Raw genomic sequence first — 18,073 nt, forward strand, 5'->3', positions numbered from 1 at the left:
GGAAACTACGTGACTAATTATTACAAAGTTGGAAAAATCGTCAATACTCACGGAATTCGCGGTGAAGTTCGCGTGATTTCTACGACTGATTTTACGGAGGAACGTTACCAAGTAGGGGAGCAGCTTTTCTTATTTCGCGAAAAGCAAGATGTTCTTCCACTAACCATCGCAAGTTATCGCCGACATAAAAATTTTGATTTGCTTAGCTTTGAAGGCTATCCAAATATCAATGATGTTGAATCCTTTCGCGACGGCATTCTGAAAATCTCAGAAAAACAGCTGAGGGAATTGGATGAACATGAATATTACTACCATGAGATCATCGGATTAACGGTTGTAGATGAAGACGATAAGGAAATCGGCAAGATTACGGAAATTTTATCTCCTGGAGCCAATGATGTCTGGGTAGTTAAGCGTAAAGGGCAAAAAGATGCATTAATTCCTTACATCGAATCAGTCGTTAAAGACATTGATTTAACGGAAGGAATCGTCCATGTTGAAATTCCAGAAGGGTTGTTGGATGATGCGAATTGATGTACTGACACTTTTTCCAAAAATGGTTGAAGGTCCGCTGGGAGAATCGATCATCGGCAAGGCCATTGAGAAAGGGTTACTGGAGATCAATGTCCATGATTTTCGAGCGTATTCGGGGAATAAACATATGCAAGTCGACGATTATCCATATGGTGGAGGCGCAGGTATGCTGCTGAAGGTACAGCCTATCTATGATAATTTAAAGGCGATTGAAGAGGAAACCGGTGAGCAGAAAAAAAGAGTTATTTTACTTGATCCTGCCGGAAAACCTTTCAATCAAAATATGGCGGAGGAATTTTCACAGGAGGAGCAATTAGTCTTCATTTGTGGACATTATGAAGGCTATGATGAGCGCATTCGCTCGCTAGTAACTGATGAGGTTTCACTAGGCGATTATGTTTTAACTGGCGGTGAACTTGGCGCTGTTGTAATGATCGATGCAACTGTTCGTCTGTTACCAGAAGTGTTAGGCAATCAGATTTCGGCAAAAACAGATTCTCACTCCACAGGTTTGCTGGAGCATCCGCAATATACGCGACCAGCTGAATTTGCGGGGATGAAAGTTCCAGAAGTTTTAATGAACGGCAATCATCGTTTGATTGAGGCATGGCAATTAAAAGAATCATTGCGCCGAACTTATTTGCGTCGACCAGATATGTTGGAAAAATTAGAATTGACTCCTGAGATGGAAAAATTCTTAGCAGAGATCAAACAAGAAGAACAATAGTGTATGTCGAGCCCTTTTATATCAAGGGCTCTTTTAGGCTCTTCGTCAAATCGTGTTGGTGAAGACAAATTTGAATAAAACTTAGTCCGATATGCGGCGCGTTCTGTGCGCCGCATATTTTTAGTTTTCAAAGATCAGACCTTGTTGTAAATAGATCCGTGCCCGAAAGTTATAAAAGTTGCGATAACCAAACGCAATTCGTTTAATCAGCTTGATCTTGTTATTCAGCCCCTCAGTGACGCCGTTTGAGTGGGACACCTTAAAGGCATTTGAAATACCCGATTGGTAGCGATGGAAGATCGTAAATTTCTTTTTAAACGACTGAGGTAACGTAGATGAAATTGTTTTAAGGGTTTCTTGAAAGCCTTCCGTATCTCGTTTAACGAAATAATAGCGTAATAATTGACAAAAATGATACGCTGTTCGCAATTCTTCGTTGTAGCTTAACAGTTCATCGACGATTTCTGTTTGACTAATCGGTCGTTTAAACAGTCGGTGATAATGTCTTTTGAGTGGCTCCAATGTCGTGGAATCTTTGAGTAAGAGTTTCCAATATCGCTTGAGCCGACGGTACTTCTTCTGATTTTCAGAGTGTGAGGTTCGAAAACGATTCATGATCTGGACACGCAATTGATTGAAGCTGCGATTGATATGTTGGACAATATGAAAGCGGTCAGTTACGATCTCCGCATTTGGAAAGACCGTTTTAAGCAGCTGACAATAGCTGGCATTCATGTCCATCACTAGGTACTTGACCTTTAAACGAGCTTTTCTAGGAAAGCGCAGGAAGTATTGAGTTAGTTTGTAAAGTCTACGATCTTCAAGGATCGTAAATAGCTGATTGGTTGTTCCATCAACACAAATAAAACTCATGGAACCAGAAACAGACTTCATTGATTTGAACTCATCCATGCATAACACCGTCGGAAGGAAGTTCATACGTGGCTGGTAATGCTTCGTTGCTTCACGCAAGATCCGTGTCACCGTCCCATCCGAGACGAAGTACTTCTTAGCGATTAGTTTACGTGATTGATTTTCGTACAGTTCCATGAGAATCGCCTGCTTCAGTTCCTTTGTTAGTTGATGATGTTCATCAACTAAGTCCGTTTTCGCAGAAAAGGTCCTTCCACAATCATGACAGAGAAAACGGGTACGTTTTAATTCTAAAATAGTTAACTTTTCTTTGACTTTCAACATCTGAGTGCGTGTCGTATAGGAACCGTTGCGGATAATACGAACCGATCGACAGTGTTCACAACAGGAAGGAGAGTCATCCAATTTTCCTTTAATAAACTGCGCTTGAACGCCTTTATATTCTTTTTCAATCAGCCATTCTTCATCAAAAAATAAATGTTTATCTGTTAATCCGAGTAATTTTCTAGTATGATTATCCATTGAGAGACTCCTTTGGTAGGGTGACGTTTTGGTCGACTAAATTTTACCAAAAGTGAGTCTCTTTTTGAGTTGAAACGAAGAAAAAAGTGTTAGTAGAAAATCGCCTTCGATTTTCCACCAACACAAAATATTATAGAACCCTCTTTTAGTGGTTTGATTAAATGCTATTAAATCAGCCTTGTTACGTTACGTAACTATTTTGCTACAAAGAGTTTCTTCCTATAACCGACTGATTAATTGTATGATTGAATCAGAAAAGGTAGTGGGGGGAAAGCAGATGCTTAGTGGAGAAAAAATTAGACGACTGCGATTAGAGCAAGAGTTATCGCAAAAGGATTTGGCAGAAAAACTAGAGGTATCAAGACAGGCGATTGCCAAATGGGAGACCAACCGCGGAATTCCAGATATCGATAATTTAAAGAGAATTGCCCAGCTTTTTCAAGTGAGCATTGATTATTTAGTTAATGATCAGGAACCGATTGATAATCACTTAATCAAACAATCAATTGATCGCTCGAATTATACAAAGCCTAAAGGAAATGCTTTGTTGGAAGATCAAATCGTATTAGAAAAATTTCCGAACGCGGAAACAATCTGTGAGTTATACCGTAAAAGAAAAATGTCGAATAAAGAAAAGATTGTCGATTTCTTACTGCTTCCGGGTATCCATGAAGTGGAGGATCATTGGCGTGATCCTAGCAAATACTATTTAATTAAAGAAAAGGGAATCTATTATTTGATCAATATCACTCAAAATGAGCTTCTTACCCGCAGATTGACAATTGATGTTAGTGAAGACAGCTTTGATTTTGCGGAGAATCACTTCATCAAAACACGCCGGAAATTGAAATAATCATCTTCTGACAAGAATTTTATCTTTACAGATAGAAGTTCCTCTGTTAGAATATTCAGGTGAGTGTAAAGCTCATCTATTATACGATATTCCGCTGGGACAGGTGGTCCTATGAATGTTTGGAATAAGGAGAATGATAAAGATGAATCCATTGATTCAAGAACTAACTCAAGAACAATTACGTACTGATATCCCAGCATTCCGTCCTGGGGACACTGTTCGCGTTCACGCGAAAGTTGTCGAAGGAACTCGCGAACGTATTCAGTTATTCGAAGGCGTTGTTATCAAACGTCGTGGAGCTGGCATCAGCGAAACTTACACAGTACGTAAAATCTCTAACGGTGTTGGTGTGGAACGTACTTTCCCACTACACACTCCACGTGTTGCCAAAATCGAAGTTGTTCGTTACGGTAAAGTGCGTCGTGCAAAACTTTACTATCTACGTGCATTACACGGAAAAGCAGCTCGTATCAAAGAAATTAGAAGATAATAACGGAAAAACTCCTGAAATCTCTAAAATCTGTGAAAAGTCCTTGTATATCAAGGGCTTTTTCTTTTTTCTCTATCGCAGTTTTAAGCCTGAATTGGCTGTTTTGGGCTATTTTTTACTCATATTCCCCTAGATTGTCCGATATTGACTAACAGTGTCGTCAAAATAGGACAAAATTTAGTAGTCAACTTGACTGCAAATATAATACGAAAAATACCAAAACATTTACCGAATTTATCATGTTTTTAACCCCTTAGGATAAAAAGGTGTCAGTTCTCAAAAAAAGGCAAAACATATACTTTGGTGATAAAAAGTTGTTGTGATAGATATTCTCTAAATTTTTTTTAGGAGATTCATTAATGGATAAGATTGATGGTCGAATTATTTGGAAGAACCAAAGTGACTTAAAATTGATTTTAACAATTAATAATTTTATCGAAAAACACGGAATTACATCTACAAGACAATACCAAAAAAAGCTAGCAGAATACCCCAATGAGTCACCAAGTATTTGGTTCATTAATCAGAAATATGGATCATGGGACAACTTACTAGATAGTATTGGACTTAAAAAAAATGATTATGGAAAATGGACTAAGATGCCATATGACAAATTGATTGAAATAGTAGAAAAGTTTATAAGTGATGAAAAAATTCGGTCACAGCGTAATTACGAAAAAAAAGCAGTTGGAAGAGATGTCCCTTCTCTAAGTACGTTGAAAAAAATAGTTGGTGATGTACGACCACTATTTAGAAAAAAGGAAGAGAAAAATTTGTTAACTAATTTTCAATTATTGATGGAGCTTAGGGAAGAAATTATTCGATTAGGACTTGAAGAAGATTTATCGATGACGAAATTTCGTAAGCTATCAAAATCGGATAAGCTTCCTTCGGCGATAACAATATTGAGAAGGACAAATAAAACTTGGGAGGAATTAATGGAAGAAATTGGATTTGATTATCGTAAAATCAAAATTTATAAACAAAGAAATAATCTATCTCGAAAGAAAAGTTAATAGTATCAAATTTAAGAAAGACGTTCAAAACTAAAAATTTGAACGTCTTTTTTTATTTAATGACTTTAGTCAGTTTCGTTCGCGGAGCGTACGAAACAAGAAAACCGCGCGCTTCTACGCGTGGATGGAATAGCTTTAGCGATAAAAACTCCTTTCGATATACTAATAAGTGGCTACCAACCGCTTATTTTATCGAAAGGAGTTTTTCTATGTCTAAAGACGACAAAAGTTTATCACATACTAGATGGAATTGTAAGTATCACATAGTCTTCACCCCAAAATATAGAAGAAAAGTAATCTATGGGGAATTAAGAAAAGATATTGGAAGAATTTTGAGGAAGCTTTGCGAGATGAAAGAGGTAGAAATAATCGAAGCACACGCAATGCCAGATCATATTCACATGTTGGTAAAAGTACCACCAAAAATAAGTATCTCGCAGTTCATGGGCTACTTGAAAGGAAGAAGTGCGACGCTTATCCATGAGCAGCATGGAAACTTAGTCTATAAATATGGAAATAAAAGTTTCTGGTCAAAGGGGTATTACGTGAGCACAGTCGGTCTGAACCAGAAAACAATTGAAAAATATATACGAGAGCAAGAATCAGATGATCGAATCCGAGATAGTATAAGTAAACGAGAATACGTTGATCCATTCAAAATGAAGAAAAAGAAATAAAGTAGCGAGCGAAGAGCGGTTGGTGGTCTTTTAGAAAGCTCCATTTATGGAGTAGGCGAGTAGTGACCTCTTCTAGAGGTGTTAAAAAGCCACCCGTTCTCACGGGTGGATGTGTTACTGCAAAAAACGAAAGGAGATTTTACTTTATGAAAAAACCGAGATTTAAAAAATGGCGATTGTTTGCGGCTTTAGCTTTGTTGGGTCTGGATCAAACAATTGTAGGAGCGATTGGTCCTATGATTGTCTTTGCTGATGAAATTACTCATCCACAAACAGTGACGGTTGAATTAGATTTAGCGCATCAATATGTTGTTGAAGGAACTTTCAGTGACGGTCGTCCAATGTCAGAAGTCACTGTTCCACATTATGCTGTGTACAACGGCGTGAAACAAGATATTTTCTGTATTGAGCCAGGAGTCCCAATTGACAATGAGTTCACGCCGGGTTATGAGAAAAATCCATTGCCTGATATGCCAGAGAAAGCGAAACTAGTTTCCGTTCTATGGAAAAAAGCCGGTACAGATGTAGATACTCATATTGTGGCACAGAAGATGATCTGGCAAGAAGTTAATGGGTATACCCTTCACTCAATCAAACGATTGAATGGTAGTGCCGTAAATATCGCAGCCATTGAGGCAAAAATCAATCAAGCCATTGCCGATTATCAGAAGAAACCAAGCTTCCATAATAGTACGGCTAAAATAGTATTAGGGCAATCGACTACTATGACGGATACGAATAATCTGAATTTGTCAGAGTTTGATGAAGTGGTGGAAAATACCGCAAACATTGATTATCGTGTGAATGGCAATCAGTTGATAATCACCCCAAATGCGAGTTCAAAAGAAAGTGGTGTGCTGACGCTTAAGAAATCTGCTGGCACCGGAACACCTGTCGCCTATAAAAAGGTTGGCCAACAAACCCTGATGGCTGGGGCGATTGATAAACCGAACACTTACACGGTCAAAATTGATGTAGAAACCGAGGGTTCTTTAAAAATCAAAAAAGTTGATAAAGAATCAGGTGCTATTGTACCAGGAACGGTTTTCCATTTAGACTTTGGAAAAAATTTACCTGCAAAAGACGTGACTACTGACAAAGAAGGCATTGCTACATTGGATGAGATTCCTCATGGTACAAAGGTAACCATTACCGAAAAATCAGTACCGGCGCCTTATACGATTGATACCACCCCCATGACTACCACCATTAAAGCAGGTGAAACCATTTACGTGACTTCAAAAAACGCACAGGAAAAAGGTCAAATCATTCTGGATAAAAGCGGAGTTGAAACAGGGAGTGATCTTTGGAATGACAATTATTCCTTAGCTGGTAATACGTTTGCCATTCGCAAAGACAGTCCAACCGGTGAAATCGTTCAAGAAATGACCACGGATGAAAACGGTCATGCGGAAACACCAAAAGAGATTGCTAATGCGTTGGAATTGGGAACCTATTATGTGACCGAAACTAAAGCTAGTCATGGGTTCGTGAATACGTTCAAACCTGTAAAAGTCGAATTGAAGTATGCCAATCAAACCGTAGCCCTTGTTACCAGTAACGTAAAAGGGCAAAATCAAGAAGTCACTGGCGAAACCACTTTGACGAAAGAAGACAAAGATACTGGGGATAAAGCACAAGGTAAGGCAGTCTTTGAGGGGACTGAATATACCTTGTTTACTGCTAAGGATGGAAAAGCGGTTAAATGGAGTGAAGCTTTTAAACCAGAAATGGTAAAGGGAACGAAAGCTTCTGATGAAACAGTGACTCTGGCTTTAGATGAAAAGAATCAAGCTGCCGTTAAACACTTAGCCATCAACGAGTACTACTGGCAAGAAACCAAAGCACCTGAAGGATATACCTTGGATGAAACGAAGTATCCTGTTTCTATCAAAAAAGTAGATGATAACGAAAAAAATGCCGTGATTACCCGAGATGTTACGGCAAAAGAACAGATTATTCGTTTTGGGTTTGATTTCTTCAAATTTGCCGGATCAGCCGCTGGCACTGCCGAAACTGGCTTCAATGATCTGACCTTTAAAGTGTCGCCATTGGAAGGGACCAATGAAATCACAGGTGCCGAAGATGAAGCGACCACAGCTTATAACGAGCAATTAGGGTTTGATGGTTATGGCAAGTTTGAAAATCTTCCTTATGGGGATTATTTACTTGAAGAAGTAGAAGCCCCAGAAGGTTTTCAAAAGATTACGCCATTAGAAATCCGTTCTACTTTTAAGGAAAACAAAGAAGACTTTGTGAAGAGTGAGTATGTCTTTACCATTACCGAACAAGACCAAAAACAACCAATTAAAACGGTGACCGTTCCTTACGAGAAGCTGACGAACAAAGCATTTTCTGTTAGTTTGAACCGTTTAATGCTCTATGATTTGCCTGAGGAAGAAGATAGTTTAACTTCTCTTGCGACTTGGAAAGACGGAAACAAAGAATTAACTTCTCTGGATTCTACCGAGCTAGTTGATAAATTGAGTTACAATCTACATGAAATCAAAGAAGACTGGTATGTGGTAGCGCAAGCCATTGATGTGGATGCGACAAAAGCTGCCCAAGAAAAAGATGAAAAAGCCAAACCAGTGGTGATTGCAGAAACAAGCGCAACGTTGGCGAACAAAGAGAAAACAGGAACTTGGAAAATTCAGCATAAATTAACCGCCGAACAAGTTTTAAATAAAACTATTGTCTTATTCAACTATGTGTATGAAAATAAGGAAGCTTTTGAAGCAGGCGATAAGCCAGTAGCGAAGGATGTTAGCTTGAATAATCAAGCCCAAACTGTTAATTGTACGGTGGAACGTCATGTTTCGATCCAAACAAAGGCCCACCTAGAAAACGGTTCTCAGACCTTTACTCACGGTGATGTGGTGGATATGTTTGATGATGTGTCGATTACTCATGATGTACTGGATGGCTCAAAAGAAGCTTTCGAAACAATTCTGTATGCTTTATTACCGGATGGTACAAACAAAGAAATTTGGAAATCTGGCAAGATTGAGTATGAAGTAAATGATAAAGAATTCACCAAAACTGTGCTTGCGAAAAAAGTAGATACCGGAAAATATCCAGAAGGAACCAAGTTTACTTTTGCGGAAATCAATTACGATAAAGATGGGACTATCAATGGAAAACACAATGAAGATTTGAAAGAAAAATCTCAAACCTTAACACCAAAAGAAGTTCCAACCATACTAAGTACGCCGAAACAACCGGAAACACCAACTGTTCCAAGTGGCTCTCAAGAATCTAGTCTCACAGTGAAGACATTCCCTCAAACTGGGGAGAAAAATTCCAATGTGTTACTGTTCATTGGTTTTACTTTGATTTTTGCGACGGCGGGCTATTATTTCTGGAATCGCCGGAACTAAGGTGATGAGATGATACAAGTAAATCCTAAGAACCAACGTGCGCGACCGCCTCCTAAAAAAGTAGTCGCGCTATTTTTGTATCCAAAACTAACAATGAAAAGAGGAAAAGAAGATGGAATTGAAATTTGTCGTGCCAGATATGGCTGAAACCTTTGGAAAGTTAAGTTATGCCGGAGAAGGCGAAGTTTTAACAGAAGGATATGGACGGAATACTACGGTGATTGGTCGCAGTTATCATTTGTATTCCAGTAAGCAACGGGCCGATGATATTGAGGTGGTAGTAGCTGCGGAAGCCGGTGAAAAGGATTTTGATCAAGACCAACCGCTAAAAGCCGTGAATCCCCATTTGGTTGCCAAAGGCTATGAGATTGAGAATCGTGGGTTTACTGATTACGTGTTGTATGTTGATGATTTAGTGAAAGCATAGGAGGAAAAGAAGATGAGATTAACAGAAGGTATTGTCGTAGATTCAGGTTTAACATTTGGGAAGTTGCGTTTTTCCGCATTACGCCGAGAAGTACGGAAGCAAAATGAGGATGGAACAATTGGTAATGAGGTAAAAGAACGAACCTATAATTTAAAATCCTCTGCACAAGGGCGAATGATTCAAGTTAGTATCCCGGCTAATGTACCCTTACGCGAGTTTGCTTATGATGCAGAGGTAGAGTTGGTCAATCCAATCGTGGATACCGTTGCCAATTATGTTTTTCGAGAAGGAACTACCGTTAATTGGTTTATTAAAGCAGATGATTTAGTCTTGAAGCGGCAGCCGAATCAAGGAAATCCTACGAACCAAAATGAAAGAAAGAAATAGGTGAAGATTATGGAAATTAATGTTGAACATATTTTAGATTGTCTCGATCAATATGGAAAAGGTGAGCTAACGGAGGAACAACTCACTAACGCATTAACCTATGATGAAAAAATGTTTCTGATTATGCATCAAGGGTTACTGGAAGTAGGTAACGATGCCAAAGAAGACTTTGATATACCGGATTGGTTAGGAGAAGAAGAGTCTTTCTTTATGGTTGTCGAGGTAAATGAAAGTTTATGTCGACAGGCAGAGTCTGTCTTGGAAGAAATCGGTGTGGAGATGCCGGATGCCATTGAAGGCTTTTTAAAACAATTGGTGGAAACGAAACAACTTCCCGTAGTAGTAAATGACTAGCATAACTTTTTGAAATTACCCAATGAAATCCTATTGGGCTTTTTCGACTGGAGGTAGAAATCATCAAAATGTACAAAGGACATCGCATACGCGCAGGAGATCAACACTTGATTTATCACTTTGTTCTTGGCTGGCTAAGTGCCTTATTCATCGGTTGGATGGGCGTCTTTTATTTTCCAGAGCTTAGACAATTTGGTCTTTCTAAGGTATCATTTTCCACTATTGAAATCGCTTGGTCCATGAAAGATTTAGTATGTCTGCTTGGAAGTCTCGCTCTTTCAGGAAGTATGATGTTGCTTTATATTCATTTTTTTCCTGATCATTGGCGAAGTTTGTGGAATCGACAAAAGCTAGCCAGAATGATTCTAGAAAACCATTGGTACGAAGTGAAGCAAACTCAAAGTGATGGCTTTTTCAAAGATTTGAATAGGAGTCGAACCAAAGAGACTATCAGTTACTTCCCCAAAGTTTATTATCGAATGAAAGATGGCTTACTGTCTATTCGCGTTCAAATTTCACTGGGAAAATATCAAGATCAGCTATTGAAGTTGGAAAAGAAGTTAGAAAGCGGACTGTATTGTGAGTTAGTAGAAAAGGAACTCAAAGACTCCTATGTGGAATACACCTTGTTATACGATATGATTGCCAATCGAATTGGGATAGAAGAAGTAGTGGCAGAAAATGGGACGTTGCGATTGATGAAAAATCAAGTATGGGCGTATGATTCCTTGCCTCATATGTTAATCGCTGGTGGCACAGGTGGTGGGAAGACCTATTTCTTACTCACCATTATTCAAGCACTATTGAAGTCAGATGCAGAATTGTTTATCCTCGATCCCAAAAATGCGGACCTCGCCGATTTAGGTACGGTAATGCCTCATGTCTATTCTCAAAAAGAAGAAATTTCTAAATGTGTGGAAGATTTTTACGAACGCATGATGGCTCGTAGTAGGTCAATGAAAGAAATGCCCAACTACAAAACAGGAGAGAATTATGCCTATCTCGGACTTCCGCCCAACTTTTTAATCTTTGATGAATACGTGGCTTATATGGGTGCGAATCGTTTTCCTACAAGCATCGAATAGATGTGAAATGGAAGCCTATTGAGATTATCAATAGTGACAACTAATGTTTTGAGAGATGGAATGAAAGCCTTCAAGTTGAGCTGAAACATCCCCGCTAATACTCCTACATGCTCTAATCAATGAAGTAGATTGGTTTTGGTATGAAGCTAGGTGAAGTCGTCTGAAATCTGCCTAAGTGCTTGAGCATAAGGCTGACTATAGGGCGGGCGGCTGAAAAAGATAACTATGGTAAGAATGTCTGAAAATGACTGACGAATCTGCGAATGTACGGGTCTAAAAGGCTGATCTTATTGAAAGATAGGAACATACGGACGTATGGTGAGATACCGACAAGTAAGGTTCCATGATATGAAAATCGGGATAGCTAACGAAGAAGCTATAATTTCACAGGCTCATAGTAGATACCTAAGGTTATACATGATAGCTAAAAACATTGGAACGATGTAAGCAGAAAACTATCAATTAAATGACTACTTCTAGATAGGTGCATATAAGTAATAACGAAATTGCTTTGTTTCTGTGAAAGTAAGGGCACAGTACCGATGAAGCGTCTAACAAATGTGGAGGGATAGCCCTAAGTCTATTTAATAACAATGAATGTTGAAACAGATGAAGTTCAAGGATCTGGTAAGAACGTGGGAAAATCCGTTATGGAGGTGCCACGCTTGAACACAAAAATACGTTACTGGGAATATTATGATCTACAAGAAACATTCGATCAGCTATTTACTCAAAGTAGAAACGGGAAAAAGTTTTATCAATTATATGAGTTAATCATTTCTGAAAATAATATTCTTTTAGCATACCGTACTATCAAGGCAAACAAGGGGTCTTCGACACCAGGAACGGATTCCTTCACAATTGATAACTATAAGGAAATGAACCAAGCAGAGTTTATCCATCTTATTCTCAGTCATTTAGAAAATTACAAACCAAAATCCATAAAGCGAGTAATGATACCTAAACCCAATGGTGAGAAACGCCCATTAGGAATTCCATGCATGATTGATCGAATGATCCAACAGATGTTCAAGCAGATACTGGAGCCAATATGTGAAGCTAAGTTTTATGAACATAGCTACGGTTTCAGACCATTGAGAAGTGCAAAGCATGCTCTAGGTCGCATTATGTATCTCATAAACATCAGTAAAATGCACTATGCAGTAGACATTGATATCAAAGGTTTCTTTGATAATGTAAACCACCGTTTACTGATAAAACAATTATGGAATATAGGAATTTGTGACAAACAAGTCTTAGCTATTCTTTCAAAATCTCTGAAATCACCCATTCAAGGAGAAGGTATCCCGAGCAAAGGAACGATCCAAGGAGGTATCATTTCTCCACTATTATCTAATGTTGTTCTAAACGACTTAGACCATTGGGTCTCAAAGCAGTGGCATACCTTTGAAACAAAGTATCCCTATACTAAAGGTTACAATAAATTTCGTGCTCTAAGAGATACAAATCTAAAGCAAGGCTATATTGTCAGGTACGCAGATGACTTTAAAATCATGACTAATGATTATCCGACAGCATTAAAATGGTTCCACGCTGTCAAGCTTTACCTAAAAGACAGACTTAAATTAGATATTTCCAATGAGAAGTCTAAAATCGTCAATTTGCGTAAATGTAAGTCGGAATTTTTAGGATTCGCTATTTGCGTGAAACAAAAAGGGAAAAAATGGGTTTGTAATTCACGTATTTCTAACAAAAAAAAGGATCAGATTAAAGAAGAGATTAAACAAAGAATCAAAGATATTCAAAAGAGTCCTACAGCACAAAATGCTCTCCTGTTTAATGCTCTCGTGCTCGGTGTTCATAATTATTTCAGGTATGCCACTCATATTAATTTAGATTTGAATAGGATGAACTACGTTCTTTCATTCACTACTTACAACCGATTATCAAATTGTAGTACAAGATGTTACCCCAACAAAGCTTCCCCAACTTACAAAAAGTTTTACTCAACAACGATGAAAACGTATAAAGTAGCTGGAGTCTATTTGTACCCTCTTTGCGACGTATCTACAAAAACAATTTACGGATTTAATACGGAGGATACACCGTTTACTCCGTTTGGTCGTCAAAGATTGGAGCACAAAAGCCTACAGTCTCTTGTGTTCCAAGAATTAAGAAAATTGATGGAATCGAAAATACCGAATAGAACGGTTGAGTATTTAGATAGTAGAATATCTCGTTACTCAATGAAATCAGGCAAGTGTGAGATTACAAAACAATTTTTGCCAGCAAAAGCCGTTCACTGTCATCACTATTTGCCAAAAAGTCTTGGTGGAGACGACAAATTCGATAACTTGAGAATTATTCATAAGGATATCCATCTTCTGATCCATACAACAAATAAAATGATAATCGATCACTACGTGCATGAACTGAAACTGGTGCCAGAGCAAATAGCAAAAATCAACCTTTATCGAAAGATGTGTAATCTGCAAAACATTCAATAGAAAATAAATAGATGGAACGCCGTATGAGGTGAAAGTCTCACGTACGGTGTGGAGCGGGGGAAAAGATGGAGATTATATCAAATTCTTACCTATCGCTATAAATGTTAACAACAAAGGAAAGTGCGGTGATTTTGAATAAGCTCAAGCAAATTGTGATGTTAGGTCGTCAGTCTGGTTTCTTTCTGATTTTGGCTTGTCAAAGACCAGATGCGAAATATTTAGGAGATGGGATTCGCGATCAATTCAACTTTCGTGTAGCTTTGGGGCGTATGAGTGAGCTCGGGTATTCCATGATGTTTGGGGAAGTTGATAAAAATTTCTTCATGAAACGCATCAAAGGTCGAGGATATGTGGATACAGGAGGGAGTGTGATTAGTGAGTTTTATACGCCACTTGTACCAAAAGGGTATGATTTCTTGAGGGAAATTAGCGATATTGTTGGATTAAGCGTTAATACGGAAAGAGAAAATAATAGTATGTAGCCTAGGAGTATCAATAATTCTAGGCTTTTTTATTGAGGTGATTTATGACATTTTTAGATTTATTCGCCGGGATTGGTGGCTTTCGCTTAGGTATGGAACAAGCGGGTCACCAGTGTATCGGCTTTTGTGAAATTGATGAATTTGCTCGGCGGAGTTATAAGGCAATTCATGATACAAGGAAGGAGGTGGAAATGCATGACATCACAAGTGTATCAGACGAGTTTGTTCAATCCCTCGGACCAGTGGACATCCTTTGCGGCGGATTTCCGTGCCAAGCTTTTTCAATTGCGGGAAAGCGGCAAGGATTTTCCGATACTCGAGGTACTTTATTCTTTGAAATCGCTCGGTTCGCCACTCTTCTCCAACCTAAGTTTCTATTCCTTGAGAACGTCCGGGGATTGCTCAATCACGAAGGAGGGGCTACGTTCGAGACGATCCTCCGAACGCTGGATGGACTGGGGTATGATGTGGAATGGCAAGTGCTTAACTCAAAGGCCTACGTTCCCCAAAGCCGCGAGCGGGTCTTCCTTATCGGACATTCTCGAGACGCATGTACCGAACAAGTATTTCCTATCATTGGAGCGTCTCCAACATCTGATCAAAACATCCGAAACTTGTTAAATATCAATCCTTCCAATCGAGGCATGGGTGGCCAAGTCTATGGTTCAGATGGGGTAGCGCCCACCTTAACTGGTGATGAAGGAATCAAAATAGCCTTACCCACGAACGAGGGAATTTCTATAGCGGGTATGTTGCCGGGGAATTTTGAACAAGGAAATCGGGTCTATGAGGTAACCGGAACAGCTCCCACCTTGTCAACGAAACAAAGGGGAACGAAGATTATGATTCGGAAAAATAAAACAGAATATCAAGAGGTAAAGCCAGGGGACAGTGTGAACCTGGCTTTTCCTAATTCCACAAGTCGTCGAGGCCGTTTGGGAAAACAAAGTGTGCATACCTTACTAACAGGAGACCAACAAGCAGTCGTCACAGATCAGTACCAGATTCGGAAGCTAACACCTAGAGAATGCTGGCGGCTTCAGGGTTTTCCGGACTGGGCTTTTGACCGAGCTTCTCAAGTCAATTCAGATAGTCAGTTGTATAAGCAGGCCGGAAACTCTGTAACAGTTCCGGTCATTTTTGATATTGCCAGAAGATTAAAGGAGGTAAAAATAGATGATTTATGATGAGTTGTTTGGGAAGTCTATTGGGTGATTGGCAAGATTCAGTCAGATCCGGAATTGGAAGAAGAACTGTACCGGCTCAATTTTGATATTCGCAAAAATGGGGTGAAAGTCCCTGGTGATTCATATGTAATGGACGAGGAAACCGATGCTCGAATTGAACTAAATCAAGTAATCACGGAACTTGAACGGATTGCGGACCTTGCGAAAGAACCGGATATACGTCAGTACTTGTTTGAGATAAAAGCAGAGTTGGAAATTGAGGGCATTAGCGCGGAGTGACAACCAGATAAACCACTGATAGGCGCTGACCGCGGGGGATTTGCGAAGCAGAAATCCTCCGTGGTGCTGTGCCTGTTCATGGACGGCGTTAGCCGGCCATGATGTCTCACCCCCCGTATCTAACAGGGGGGTACAAAAACACAAAAAATGAGCAAGTAATCATTAAGAATTATTGGTGTAGCAAGGATATTAAGTAATTTGCATAGGTGTTAACTCATTAAAAAAAGTTAACACCTTGAATTTGGAGGTGAGAACTTGGCACAACGGAATTTAGATTATCGATTATTAAAAGACCGACGTAATGAATATGGTGTTTCACAAAATAAATTAGCTATCGCTTGTGGGCTTAGTCGGACCTATTTAAATCTGATAGAAAACGGTGGCGTAACTGCCTCTACAAAAACCATGAGAAAAATTTTTGACCAACTGGAAAGTTTTAATCCCGATTTACCTTTAACGTTACTGTTTGACTATGTAAGGATTCGTTTTTCCACAACGGATGTGCGGAAGATTATTCAAGAGCTTCTCCATCTGAAATTTGAGTATATGCTTCATGAAGATTACGCCTTTTACTCCTATCAGGAACAATATGTCATGGGAGATATTGTAGTGATGTTGTCTCATGAAGAAGATAAAGGTGTTCTTTTGGAATTAAAGGGTCGTGGTTGCCGGCAGTTTGAAACTTTTTTACTCGCTCAAAAGCGTAGCTGGTACGACTTTTTCGAAGATTGTCTAAAAACCGGTGGTGTGATGAAACGCTTGGACTTGGCAATCAATGATCGAGTGGGGCTACTGGATATTTCTGATTTAACGAAAAAATGTCAGAAGGAAGAATGTATCTCCTTGTTTCGTACCTTTAAAAGTTATCGTTCCGGGGAACTTTTAAAAGCTGATGAAAAGGATGGCATGGGAAATACCTTATATATCGGCAGTCTCAAGAGTGAGGTTTATTTCTGCTTGTACGAAAAAGATTACGAGCAATATATCAAGTTAGGGATTCCATTAGACCAGACTGAGACGAAAAATCGTTTTGAGATTCGACTGAAAAATGACCGTGCTTATCATGCGATTCAAGATTTGTTAAAAGGTCGTAGCATTGAGAGCACCACGTTTTCTATTATCAATCGTTACTTGCGATTTGCGGATAAGGTGGAAGGCAAACGGCGAACCAACTGGCCCTTGAATGAACAATGGGGTCGCTTTATTGGACGGAATCGGAAGGAAATTCAATTAACTTCTGAACCGAAACCTTATACCATTGAACGAACCTTGAATTGGCTTGGACGTCAAGTCGCCCCTACGTGGAAGATGGCAAAGGAATTGGATCGGCTGAATCAGACAACGTATATCCAGGATATGGTACGGAATGCACGGTTATCAGACCAGCATAAAAAAATTTTGGAACAACAAAGTATGGCAATCGAAAATTTGATTGTATGAAAAGAGGAATTTTGATGGGAATTGTAAAAGATATTTTATTGGTATTTGGTGGCAGTATGCTTGGTGTTACTGTGATGTGCTTGATGCATGCAAGTACAGCAGCAGACCGAGTAATGGAAAAGAAAGGAAAGTGACGAGATGAATTTTGGACAAAATTTATATCAATGGTTTTTGACCAATGCTCAATCCTTAGTCTTACTAGCGATTGTAGTCATTGGTTTATTTTTAGGATTTAAGCGGGAGTTTTCTAAATTAATTGGCTTTTTGGTGATTGCCTTGATTGCGGTAGGTTTGGTCTTTAATGCTTCTGGTGTGAAGGATGTCTTACTCAATTTATTTAACCGAATTGTTGGTGCATAAGGGGGAATCACGATGGAGCAGATGCGTGTTTATATTGCGAACCTTGGAAAATACAATGAAGGAGAGTTGGTGGGGGCGTGGTTTACTCCACCTGTCGATTTTGATGAAGTCAAAGAACGAATTGGGTTAAATGATGATTATGAAGAATATGCGATTCATGATTATGAACTACCCTTTGAGATTGATGAGTATACATCAATTGAGGAAATTAATCGATTGTGTGGCTTAGCGGAGGAATTAGAAGGAACGCCAATTGGTGAGGTTGCTTCAGAGATTCAGCACGCTTTCTTTAATTCTTTCGAGGAAATGGTGGAGCATGTGGATGATATTGTGTATTATCCAGATTGTAATGATATGGAAGATTTAGCTTATCAAATGGTAAATGAGGGGTATTTAGGAGATGCTCCAGAAAATTTTGTAAGGTATTTCAATTATTCCTCTTTTGCTCGCGACTTGGAGATTGAGGGAAACTATTTAGTTACTAATCGAGGTATTTTTGAATATCCAATCTAAATATAAGCCATTCAACTTG

18 protein-coding genes and 2 pseudogenes are annotated in these 18,073 nt (G+C 39.0%); 19 read left to right on the top strand and 1 reads right to left on the bottom strand.

Annotated features, from left to right (window positions below; all coding sequences use genetic code 11):
* The first annotated feature begins 9 nt into the window (after nt 1-9).
* Both rimM and trmD read left to right on the top strand, forming a co-directional pair.
* Nucleotides 10-534 carry a ribosome maturation factor RimM gene (gene rimM / locus AUF14_RS03375; RefSeq protein WP_016180744.1) on the top strand — a complete coding sequence of 175 codons (525 nt, stop codon included), beginning with the start codon at nt 10-12 and terminating at the stop codon, nt 532-534.
* A complete protein-coding gene (gene trmD / locus AUF14_RS03380) occupies nt 521-1,261 on the top strand; it encodes a tRNA (guanosine(37)-N1)-methyltransferase TrmD (RefSeq protein ID WP_016180745.1) in 741 nt (246 codons plus the stop codon). Before rimM ends, trmD begins: the two co-directional genes overlap by 14 nt.
* Before the next feature lie 120 nt (nt 1,262-1,381).
* On the opposite strand, the gene AUF14_RS03390 is transcribed toward trmD, so the two are convergent.
* The gene (locus AUF14_RS03390) at nt 1,382-2,656 is read right to left on the bottom strand and encodes an ISL3-like element IS1476 family transposase (RefSeq protein ID WP_016252543.1); all 1,275 of its coding nucleotides are present in this window, start codon (nt 2,654-2,656) and stop codon (nt 1,382-1,384) included.
* A 241-nt stretch (nt 2,657-2,897) separates the two neighbouring features.
* Here AUF14_RS03390 and AUF14_RS03395 point away from each other — a divergent pair, with 241 nt between their 5' ends.
* The 17 genes and pseudogenes from AUF14_RS03395 (at nt 2,898) to AUF14_RS03485 (ending at nt 18,054) form a co-directional block, all read left to right on the top strand.
* Nucleotides 2,898-3,509, top strand: a complete 612-nt coding sequence (locus tag AUF14_RS03395; protein ID WP_227656323.1) for a helix-turn-helix domain-containing protein — start codon at nt 2,898-2,900, stop codon at nt 3,507-3,509.
* A 142-nt stretch (nt 3,510-3,651) separates the two neighbouring features.
* On the top strand, nt 3,652-3,999 hold the full coding sequence (gene rplS, locus AUF14_RS03400; RefSeq protein WP_010746105.1) for a 50S ribosomal protein L19: 348 nt from the start codon (nt 3,652-3,654) through the stop codon (nt 3,997-3,999).
* Nucleotides 4,000-4,358: 359 nt separating this feature from the next.
* Nucleotides 4,359-5,015, top strand: a complete 657-nt coding sequence (locus AUF14_RS22430) for a hypothetical protein (RefSeq protein WP_028020892.1) — start codon at nt 4,359-4,361, stop codon at nt 5,013-5,015.
* Between the two features lie 209 nt (nt 5,016-5,224).
* The gene (gene tnpA, locus AUF14_RS03415; RefSeq protein WP_028020983.1) at nt 5,225-5,692 is read left to right on the top strand and encodes an IS200/IS605 family transposase; all 468 of its coding nucleotides are present in this window, start codon (nt 5,225-5,227) and stop codon (nt 5,690-5,692) included.
* A 146-nt stretch (nt 5,693-5,838) separates the two neighbouring features.
* Nucleotides 5,839-9,072: a fibrinogen-binding MSCRAMM adhesin Fss3 gene (gene fss3 / locus AUF14_RS03420; RefSeq protein ID WP_071875996.1), complete on the top strand. Its 3,234-nt coding sequence runs from the start codon at nt 5,839-5,841 to the stop codon at nt 9,070-9,072.
* Between the two features lie 112 nt (nt 9,073-9,184).
* The gene (locus AUF14_RS03425) at nt 9,185-9,499 is read left to right on the top strand and encodes a YdcP family protein (RefSeq protein WP_002330684.1); all 315 of its coding nucleotides are present in this window, start codon (nt 9,185-9,187) and stop codon (nt 9,497-9,499) included.
* A gap of 12 nt (nt 9,500-9,511) precedes the next feature.
* Nucleotides 9,512-9,886 (top strand): YdcP family protein, encoded by a 375-nt coding sequence (locus tag AUF14_RS03430; protein WP_002297365.1) that lies wholly within the window; start codon nt 9,512-9,514, stop codon nt 9,884-9,886.
* The gene (locus AUF14_RS03435) at nt 9,887-10,240 is read left to right on the top strand and encodes a type II toxin-antitoxin system RelB/DinJ family antitoxin (protein WP_002349676.1); all 354 of its coding nucleotides are present in this window, start codon (nt 9,887-9,889) and stop codon (nt 10,238-10,240) included. It abuts the gene before it with no gap.
* Between the two features lie 68 nt (nt 10,241-10,308).
* Nucleotides 10,309-11,292 (top strand): annotated as a pseudogene (locus AUF14_RS03440) (FtsK/SpoIIIE domain-containing protein); the annotation flags it as partial.
* 626 nt (nt 11,293-11,918) lie between these two features.
* The gene (gene ltrA, locus AUF14_RS03445; RefSeq protein WP_002330681.1) at nt 11,919-13,793 is read left to right on the top strand and encodes a group II intron reverse transcriptase/maturase; all 1,875 of its coding nucleotides are present in this window, start codon (nt 11,919-11,921) and stop codon (nt 13,791-13,793) included.
* Between the two features lie 101 nt (nt 13,794-13,894).
* A pseudogene (locus tag AUF14_RS03455) lies at nt 13,895-14,275 on the top strand (ATP-binding protein); the annotation flags it as partial.
* 44 nt (nt 14,276-14,319) lie between these two features.
* Entirely contained in the window at nt 14,320-15,462 is a 1,143-nt protein-coding gene (locus AUF14_RS03460; RefSeq protein ID WP_102865877.1) for a DNA cytosine methyltransferase, read from the top strand.
* A gap of 24 nt (nt 15,463-15,486) precedes the next feature.
* Complete coding sequence (locus tag AUF14_RS03465) at nt 15,487-15,741, top strand: hypothetical protein (RefSeq protein ID WP_049220684.1); 255 nt, start codon at nt 15,487-15,489, stop codon at nt 15,739-15,741.
* Between the two features lie 255 nt (nt 15,742-15,996).
* A complete protein-coding gene (mobT, locus tag AUF14_RS03470; protein WP_002359815.1) occupies nt 15,997-17,181 on the top strand; it encodes a MobT family relaxase in 1,185 nt (394 codons plus the stop codon).
* A complete protein-coding gene (locus tag AUF14_RS03475) occupies nt 17,178-17,315 on the top strand; it encodes a DUF3789 domain-containing protein (protein WP_002359816.1) in 138 nt (45 codons plus the stop codon). Before mobT ends, AUF14_RS03475 begins: the two co-directional genes overlap by 4 nt.
* A gap of 4 nt (nt 17,316-17,319) precedes the next feature.
* Nucleotides 17,320-17,541, top strand: a complete 222-nt coding sequence (locus AUF14_RS03480) for a hypothetical protein (RefSeq protein WP_002298822.1) — start codon at nt 17,320-17,322, stop codon at nt 17,539-17,541.
* A 12-nt stretch (nt 17,542-17,553) separates the two neighbouring features.
* On the top strand, nt 17,554-18,054 hold the full coding sequence (locus tag AUF14_RS03485) for an antirestriction protein ArdA (RefSeq protein ID WP_002359817.1): 501 nt from the start codon (nt 17,554-17,556) through the stop codon (nt 18,052-18,054).
* Nucleotides 18,055-18,073 lie beyond the last annotated feature (19 nt).

This window comes from Enterococcus avium (assembly GCF_002891025.1).
GTDB classification, from domain to species: domain Bacteria; phylum Bacillota; class Bacilli; order Lactobacillales; family Enterococcaceae; genus Enterococcus_A; species Enterococcus_A avium.